The following is a 9,128-nucleotide window of genomic DNA, read 5'->3' as shown; positions in this document are numbered from 1 at the left end:
GGGCTACAACGCTTGCAGAATTAACAGCGTTAGGAAAGCCGAGTGTATTAATTCCAAGTCCGTACGTAACAAATAACCATCAAGAAAAAAATGCACGATCAGTTGTTGATAAAGGAGCAGCTAAAATGCTACTTGAAAAAGATTTAACATCTGAAACGCTTATTCGTGACATTGATGAGATTTTATTGGATACACAAACATTACAAAATATGAAACTGGCTACTAAGCAACTTGGTATTCCAGATGCAGCAAATAAGCTATATGAAGTAATGAACAAGCTTATTAAAAAATAACATTAGGTGAACGCCCCGCATATTACTGTAATAAGGAGACTTGATATGGGGGAGATTGTCTATGGAACAATTAGTAAAAGAGCTTTTAGAAGCAAATGTTGGTCGCGTGTTAGTTAATGAACCGTTAGTGCGTTACACGACTATGAAAATAGGCGGACCAGCTGATATTTTAATTGTACCAAAGCATGTTGCTGGTATTGAGAAGACTCTAGAGTTAGTAAAGAAGTACAAGACAAGGTGGACTGCAATTGGTCGTGGTTCAAATCTTCTCGTATCTGATCAAGGTATAGAAGGTGTGGTTATTCGTTTAGGAGAAGGATTAGACCATTTAGAAGTCGAAAAACATAGAGTAAGAGTCGGTGCTGGATATCCCCTTATTAAATTGTCAACTTTACTTAGTCGACAGGGATTAGCGGGCCTGGAATTTGCAAGTGGTATTCCAGGAAGTGTTGGCGGTGCAGTGTATATGAATGCAGGCGCTCATAAGTCCGACATATCGAGTGTATTAACGAAAGCTCGTATTTTGTTTGACAATGGAACAATTAATTGGTTGACGAATACCGAAATGGGCTTTTCTTATCGCACATCTGTATTGCAAATGAAACGCCCTGGTATTGTTTTGGAAGCTGAATTCCAATTAGAGGTAGGCGAACGCGAGGGAATTGTAAGAAGCATGCAAAAGAATAAAGAGTATCGCCGTGAAACGCAGCCTTGGAATCACCCTTGTGCAGGAAGTATATTTCGAAATCCAGTCCCCTATTTTGCAGGAGATTTAATAGAAAAATCAGGGCTTCGTGGTTATACAATAGGTGGAGCTCAAATTTCTGAAATGCATGGGAATTTTATTGTTAATACTGGTGTGGCCTCAGCGCAAGATGTATTAGACTTAATCGCATTGGTAAAGCGTACAATTAAAGGTAAATTCGGTGTTGATATGCATACAGAAGTAGAAATAATTGGAAGATAACGGTTGTTCGTTCCGCTCATTATCATTTATGTTATAATAAGAAGATAAGAACGGCATGAGGAACATGCCGTTCTTTATGTTACATAGGGGGATCGTACATGAAAAATAGTAAAGTGATTAAACTACAAGATCGTGTACCAAAATTAAAGAATCAAAATAAAAAAAATAAGAAACCTGTTAATCATCGGTTAATTTTATACATATCGATTTTATTTTTATTAGTACTCTTTTTAATTTATTTTCGGTCTCCGCTTAGTAATATAAAAAAGATAAGTGTCTTTGGAAATCATTATATGACAGATGAACAAGTTATGAAGGAATCAGGTGTGACATATGATACGAGTTATTTCCGAGTAACAGCACATAAAGCAGAAGAAAACTTAACGAAACGAAAAGAAATTAAAGAGGTAAATGTAAAAAAACGTTTCCCAAACAAAATTGATGTTCATATCGAAGAATATTTAACAATTGGCTATATAAACAAAGATGGGAAATTACAACCGTTATTAGAAAATGGGAAAACACTCGATGTACTTCCGAACGGAAAGCTTCCAGTTGCAGCACCAATTTTTGAACCATTTAAAGAGGAAAAAATGAAGGAATTAATTGCAGAACTAGAAAAATTAACGCCAACTATTTTAAGGTCTATTTCTGAAATTCGTTATACACCAACGAACGCAAATGAAGATCATCTTACTTTATATATGAATGAAGGATATGAAGTGAGCACCACTATTCAAAATTTCGCAAAGCGAATGGAAGCTTATCCACTTATTTTAAAAACAATTGAACCTGGTAAGAAGGTTTTAATTGACTTAGAAGTGGGTGCATATACGAAGGAACTAGGTGCTGAAGAAAAGAAAGAATAGAATGATAGTTTTTACTGCGTTATTACGTATGAAATGAAACRAACGTTCTTTTATATGGATGCTAATTTGCAAGAATGCTTAATTTGATGAAAAAAATGTAAATTTTCTTAGATTCATACTAGGATTGGTACAAGTTTCACTTTTCTACAAGTACATCTTAGTGTAGACTTATACTTGGCGGTAATCTTTACACTTGAAATATAATTATTTCAAGATAGAGCAGTTATTCACAGGTTACTGCGATATTCTTAAATGAATGTTAAATAAAAATAAGAAAAATATAGGGTTAAAAAAGGGAAACGTACAAAGACGTTGAATATTTTTCTTATAAATAGTAAAGTTGCGATTGTTGTTCCATATATTGAGTTGTATGGTATAAATAAAGAAGGAGGTGCCAAAGAATGAACAGCAATGAAATWTATGTTAGTCTTGACATCGGTACATCCAATGTTAAAGTCATCATTGGTGAAATGGTTAATGATAGCTTAAACATTATTGGTGTTGGAAACGTAAAATCAAATGGTTTGAAAAAGGGATCGATAGTTGATATAGATGAAACTGTTCGATCAATTAAAAAAGCAATTGAACAAGCTGAGCGCATGGTGGGTATCCACATTGAGCAAGTTGTAGTAGGTGTCAATGCAAACCAGGTACAGTTGCTCCCGTGTCACGGAGTAGTCGCTGTTTCAAATGAAGATCGTGAAATCGGGAATGAAGATGTCTTACGCGTTCTAGATGCAGCGCAAGTTGTGTCAATTGCTCCTGAACGTGAATTTATTGATGTGGTACCTCGACAGTTCATTGTAGACGGTCTTGACGAGATTAACGATCCACGCGGGATGATCGGTGTAAGATTAGAAATGGAAGGTACACTTATTACAGGCTCGAGAACTTTACTACATAACCTACTTCGTTGTGTAGAAAAAGCAGGTCTTGAAATTGTTGATATTTGTCTGCAACCTTTAGCGGCAGCGACAGTTGCGTTATCTTCGGATGAAAGAAATAGAGGGGTAGCCCTTGTTGATATGGGCGGAGGATCTACAACCTTATCTATTTTTAAAGATGGAGAGTTGCAAGCAACGAGCGTATTGCCATTAGGTGGAGATCATATAACGAAGGATATAGCGATTGGGCTGAAAACTTCAACAGAAAATGCAGATCAAATTAAGCTGAAATATGGACATGCTTTTTATGATACAGCATCTGAAGAAGAGATGTTTACGGTTCCTATTATGGGAAGCGATCAAACAGAACAATATTCTCAGTTGGAATTATCGGATATAATAGAGGCTCGTGTAGAGGAAATTTTAATGTTTGTTCAAGATGAAGTGCATAAGYTAGGAGTAAAGCAAGCTGCTTCTGGATATGTACTAACTGGTGGGATAGCTTCTATGCCAGGTRTTCTTGATCTTGCATACGATATTTTACATGAAAATGTTCGTATAGCAACTCCTGATTATATTGGTGTTCGTGAGCCTCAATATACAAGTGGAGTTGGATTAATTAAACATTCTTATCAAAAAGCTAAATTACGTGGGAAAAATGTGCAGGAAAAGCAAGAACATTTTGAACCAGTACCAGCACCAATGCCGGTACAACAGCAACCTGCGAAACAAAAAACTCGTAATCAAAACAATACTAATCAAAATGATGACCGCATGATGTCAAAAGTAAAACGTGCATTCCGTTATTTATGGGATTAAAATTGGACACGAAAAATGAGGTTCTAGGGGGATTTCGACATGTTAGAGTTTGATACTACTCAAGATCAATTAGCGAATATAAAAGTTATCGGTGTCGGCGGTGGCGGAAACAATGCTGTAAACCGTATGATTGAACACGGTGTACAAGGTGTAGACTTTATCGCTGTGAATACTGATGCACAAGCATTAAATCTATCAAAAGCTGAAACGAAAATGCAAATTGGTGGAAAATTAACGCGTGGACTTGGTGCAGGCGCAAACCCTGAAGTAGGGAAAAAAGCTGCAGAAGAAAGTAAAGAACAGATTCAAGAAGCGCTTCGTGGCGCGGATATGGTCTTCGTAACTGCTGGTATGGGCGGCGGAACTGGAACTGGTGCAGCTCCAGTTGTTGCTCAAGTTGCAAAAGAACTAGGCGCGTTAACAGTTGGTGTTGTAACACGTCCATTTACATTTGAAGGGCGTAAACGTGCAACTCAAGCTGCATCTGGTATTGCGTCATTTAAAGAAAATGTAGATACACTTATCGTAATTCCAAATGATCGCTTATTAGAGATTGTTGATAAAAATACGCCAATGTTAGAAGCGTTCCGTGAAGCAGATAACGTATTACGTCAAGGTGTTCAAGGTATTTCTGATTTAATTGCTACACCAGGTCTAATTAACTTAGACTTTGCAGACGTAAAAACAATTATGTCTAATAGAGGTTCTGCTTTAATGGGTATCGGTTCTGGTAATGGTGAAAATCGTGCTGCTGAAGCTGCGAAAAAAGCGATTTCTAGTCCATTACTAGAAACATCTATTGATGGAGCTCAAGGTGTTATTATGAACATTACGGGCGGCGCAAACTTAAGTTTATATGAAGTACAAGAAGCAGCAGACATTGTAGCTTCAGCTTCGGATCCAGAAGTAAATATGATCTTCGGTTCTGTTATTAATGAAGGATTAAAAGATGATATCGTTGTCACTGTAATTGCAACTGGTTTTGATGATAGTGCTTCGACACAACCACCAAAACCAATTATCCGTCCGACTGCGAATCACAYGCAACAGCAACAACAACCAGTAGCTCAACCTTCAAAACAACGTGAAGTTAAGCGTGAAATGAAACGTGAAGAGCCGGTTGTGCATGATCGTCATACTGATTCAGATGACATCGATATTCCAGCATTCTTACGTAACCGTCGTAGACGATAAAAGAAAAGGAGCTTTCATGCTCCTTTTTTTTGTTGTCTAAATGGAAAAGATCTGCTAAGCAGATCTTTTTTTATTATTTTGCATATGGAGAGCCCAGTCCTATTTTTAAACCATAAGCTGTGATAAATAAATTGAAACTTTAATTAGTCGGGGGTGTTCATCCAAAAATGATTGTTAGCCCGACTCCCACTTAACTTCTGTACTTTTTTATAGCTGAATTTTGAGGCAGGGTCTTACTGCCAGCAAATAGCAAGATAAACTTTGTATATATATATAATTCAATTATTATGTATACAAGTAAAAAATTTATATTATTCTATGAAAAATACACTTTTATTTTTTACCGACAGATTATGTCTAGAAATCACAAAATAACAAAAAAATCCCTCCACCAATTGACACACTTTMCTATTGGATATGCATTATACTAGTCTCAACTTAAAAAAAGAGGTGAATTGTTTGGTTGTTTACGCCGACATCGTTTGGTTGTTAAACGCCTGCATTGATTTTCTTTTACTTTTATTAACAGCCACCGTGTTAAAAAAGAGAATCAAAAGATGGAGGCTTGTGTTAGGGGCATTTATAGGTTCAACTATTGTTATTTTCGCCTTTACGCCTTTTGCTTCTATGATGACACATCCAATTATGAAACTATTGTACTCGTTACTTATTGTGTATACAGCATTTGGGTTTTCGACATTTAGAAATTATACACAAACTGTTTTTACTTTCTATTTTGTAACCTTTATGGTTGGTGGAGGATTAATTGGAACGCATTACTTTTTGCAAACGAACGAAATGGTAAATGGATTAGTTCAATCTAAATCAGTTTCTTACGGTGATCCAATTAGTTGGGTATTTGTTATTTTTGGTTTTCCAGTAATTTATTATTTTTCTAAAAAGCGTATAGAAAGCGTAGAGGTCACAAAGATACACTATGATCAAATCGTGAAAGTGAAAATTCAATTAGCTGGAGAGGAACTAGAATTAGCAGGTCTAATTGATAGTGGGAACCAACTTTATGACCCGTTAACGAAAACACCCGTTATGATTATGCATATTTCATCATTAGAACATTGTTTGCCAGCTTGGTTAACAGAACAAATTTATTCCAAAACAGAAATTCCTCAAATACCAGAGAATGATTCTGGATGGGCGACGAGACTACGTTTAATTCCTTTCCGAGCAGTAGGAGTAGAGAATCAATTTTTATGGGCAATTAAGCCAGATTGTGTGCGAGTTTATCATGAAGGTAGTTCGGTTGTTGTAAACAAAGTACTGATTGGATTAAATACACAACAATTATCTACTAATGGAGAGTATCAATGCATTGTACATCCGAAAATGTTGATTTCGCAAAAGATGGTAATTGCTTAATTATGAGAGGCGGGATAATATGGTGAAATTTAAATTTTATTTGGTATACCTTTGGTATAAAGTATTGCTGAAATTAGGAATTAAGACCGATGAAATTTATTATATTGGTGGAAGTGAAGCGTTGCCACCGCCGTTAACGAAAGAAGAAGAGGCAGTTCTTTTGAATAAATTACCAAATGGAGATCAAGCTGCGAGGTCGATGCTTATTGAACGTAACCTAAGGCTTGTTGTATATATAGCAAGAAAATTTGAAAATACAGGGATCAATATTGAGGATTTGATTAGTATAGGAACAATTGGTCTTATTAAGGCAGTGAATACATTTAATCCAGAAAAGAAAATTAAATTAGCAACATATGCATCTCGTTGTATAGAAAATGAAATTTTAATGCATTTGCGTCGAAATAATAAAAATCGTTCGGAAGTTTCTTTTGATGAACCGCTTAACATTGATTGGGACGGAAATGAACTGTTATTATCAGATGTTTTAGGTACAGATGATGACATTATTACAAAAGATTTAGAAGCTACTGTAGATCGTCATCTTTTAATGAAAGCATTGCATCAATTAAATGACCGTGAAAAACAAATTATGGAGCTTCGGTTTGGACTCGCTGGTGGCGAAGAGAAGACACAAAAAGATGTGGCTGATATGCTTGGAATTTCACAGTCTTATATTTCTCGTTTGGAAAAAAGAATTATAAAAAGATTACGAAAAGAATTTAATAAAATGGTGTGAAGAATAAGACCAGTCGGTATCTAGACTGGTCTTATTCTTTTTTTGTGCATTAGGAAATATGATATTTGTGAAAAATGATAGAAAAACCGTATGCATAAAATCCCCTTCAAAGGAAATACTTTACACTGTACAGCAACTCCCGATAGGAGGGAACACTTTGACGAGAAACAAAGTAGAAATTTGCGGTGTTGATACAGCTAAACTTCCAGTACTAAAAAATGAAGAGATGCGTAAATTATTTCGTGAAATGCAAAGYGGAGAGATAAGCGCCAGAGAGAAATTAGTGAATGGAAACTTACGTCTTGTACTGAGCGTCATCCAAAGATTTAATAACAGAGGAGAATATGTTGATGATTTATTTCAAGTTGGTTGCATTGGACTTATGAAATCCATTGATAACTTTGATTTAGGCCAAAATGTAAAGTTTTCAACGTATGCTGTGCCGATGATTATTGGAGAAATACGCAGATATTTGCGTGATAACAATCCAATTCGTGTATCTCGCTCATTACGAGATATTGCGTATAAAGCGTTGCAAGTAAGAGAAAAATTGATTGCTGAAAATTCAAAAGAACCAACAGCAATGGATATTGCGAAAGTTCTTGAAGTGACACATGAAGAGATTGTTTTTGCACTAGATGCGATTCAAGATCCGGTTTCATTATTTGAACCGATTTATAACGATGGAGGAGATCCTATCTTTGTTATGGATCAATTAAAGGATGAAAAACAAAAGGACGAGCAGTGGGTTGAAGAACTGGCGTTGAAAGAAGGAATGAAGCGTTTAAATGATCGTGAAAAAATGATTATTCGAAAACGTTTCTTTCAAGGAAAGACACAGATGGAAGTTGCCGAAGAAATTGGGATTTCTCAAGCGCAAGTATCACGTTTGGAGAAGTCTGCTATTAAGCAAATGAATAAGACGATTCAAGGATAAGGTCCTCACCAGTTATGGTGAGGMCTTTTTTATATATAATATTTTGCGCTCATAGTAGAKTGGGKAGGTTCATATAATGAAAATAAAATGGATGTTCTATTAGTAGCGGTTATATACTGTTTATCCGCTTCGAAATTAGGCTGGAGTAAAAAGTTAGATGGAAGCGGGACTGCCCGTAAAAGTCCGATTGGCATGGGTTAATAATCCCACTGATTAAGGTTTCACTTTATTTGAGAGCGTACTTACGATTCATGATATAAGGGAGAGGATGAATATGATACGGATTTCGGAGTTTCAAATGAAGGATGTTGTAAATGTTTCAGATGGAAAGAGGCTTGGGAATATTGGAGATATTGATATTGATATAGACACAGGAAAGATTAGGGCGGTTATTATTTCTAAGCAGGCACGAATGCTTGGACTCTTTGGGAAGGAAGTAGAATTTGTGATTCCTTGGGAGCAAATTATGAAAATTGGAGAAGATGTCATACTTGTAAAAGTAGATCATGTTAATTCTGTAACAGAATCAATACAAACACCGACAATTTCATAAAGAATATTACAAATTCCTCTTTTTTTTCTGTTGTCATTATGAAAAAATAAAAGTATGGTAAAATAGACAGGAAGTACCATACTTTTTTCTGTTATTTTAATTAAAAGGAGTCGCTTTATGAGAGAACCATTTAAATATGCGGACGGTATACTGTATTTACAAGCGTGGAAAGAACTTGGAAACATTACTGTTGGATTTACGACAAAAGATGGTGGAGTAAGTACAGGCTCCTTTCATGCGATGAATTTAGGATTACATGTGAATGATATCGTGGAGAATGTTCATGAAAACAGACGCATTTTAGCCAATAAGTTACAAAAACCATTAGAAAAATGGATTTGCTCTGAACAAGTTCATGACCATCATGTTGAGAAAGTAGGACTGCAAGAAAAAGGGAAAGGCGTTTATTCATATGAAGACGGTATTCCAAAAACGGATGGCATTTATACGACTAACAAAGATGTTCTCTTAACATCTTGTTACGCTGATTGTGTTC

Annotated in this window: 10 protein-coding genes; all 10 read left to right on the top strand. The window is 35.8% G+C overall.

The window, feature by feature from the left end; translation table 11 throughout:
- Positions 1-293, top strand: a 293-nt coding sequence (locus AC1DJR_RS10325) for a glycosyltransferase (protein WP_477002546.1), incomplete at its 5' end; no start/stop codon positions are given.
- A 61-nt stretch (positions 294-354) separates the two neighbouring features.
- Positions 355-1,260 carry a UDP-N-acetylmuramate dehydrogenase gene (gene murB / locus AC1DJR_RS10320; RefSeq protein ID WP_477002545.1) on the top strand — a complete coding sequence of 302 codons (906 nt, stop codon included), beginning with the start codon at positions 355-357 and terminating at the stop codon, positions 1,258-1,260.
- Between the two features lie 98 nt (positions 1,261-1,358).
- On the top strand, positions 1,359-2,129 hold the full coding sequence (divIB, locus tag AC1DJR_RS10315) for a cell division protein DivIB (RefSeq protein ID WP_002014733.1): 771 nt from the start codon (positions 1,359-1,361) through the stop codon (positions 2,127-2,129).
- Between the two features lie 401 nt (positions 2,130-2,530).
- Positions 2,531-3,832, top strand: coding sequence for a cell division protein FtsA (ftsA, locus tag AC1DJR_RS10310; protein WP_477002544.1), 1,302 nt, complete (start codon positions 2,531-2,533; stop codon positions 3,830-3,832).
- A 39-nt stretch (positions 3,833-3,871) separates the two neighbouring features.
- On the top strand, positions 3,872-5,026 hold the full coding sequence (gene ftsZ / locus AC1DJR_RS10305; RefSeq protein ID WP_477002543.1) for a cell division protein FtsZ: 1,155 nt from the start codon (positions 3,872-3,874) through the stop codon (positions 5,024-5,026).
- A gap of 459 nt (positions 5,027-5,485) precedes the next feature.
- On the top strand, positions 5,486-6,403 hold the full coding sequence (spoIIGA, locus tag AC1DJR_RS10300) for a sigma-E processing peptidase SpoIIGA (protein WP_367960276.1): 918 nt from the start codon (positions 5,486-5,488) through the stop codon (positions 6,401-6,403).
- A gap of 19 nt (positions 6,404-6,422) precedes the next feature.
- Entirely contained in the window at positions 6,423-7,142 is a 720-nt protein-coding gene (gene sigE / locus AC1DJR_RS10295) for an RNA polymerase sporulation sigma factor SigE (RefSeq protein ID WP_002128857.1), read from the top strand.
- Positions 7,143-7,299: 157 nt separating this feature from the next.
- Positions 7,300-8,079: an RNA polymerase sporulation sigma factor SigG gene (sigG, locus tag AC1DJR_RS10290; RefSeq protein WP_002014725.1), complete on the top strand. Its 780-nt coding sequence runs from the start codon at positions 7,300-7,302 to the stop codon at positions 8,077-8,079.
- A gap of 274 nt (positions 8,080-8,353) precedes the next feature.
- On the top strand, positions 8,354-8,632 hold the full coding sequence (locus AC1DJR_RS10285; RefSeq protein ID WP_012261605.1) for a YlmC/YmxH family sporulation protein: 279 nt from the start codon (positions 8,354-8,356) through the stop codon (positions 8,630-8,632).
- Positions 8,633-8,749: 117 nt separating this feature from the next.
- A partial coding sequence (locus AC1DJR_RS10280; protein ID WP_477002542.1) for a laccase domain-containing protein occupies positions 8,750-9,128 on the top strand: 379 nt, incomplete at its 3' end.

This window comes from Bacillus sp. 05T31, assembly GCF_056396725.1.
This window is presented reverse-complemented; position numbering and strand designations above follow the sequence as displayed.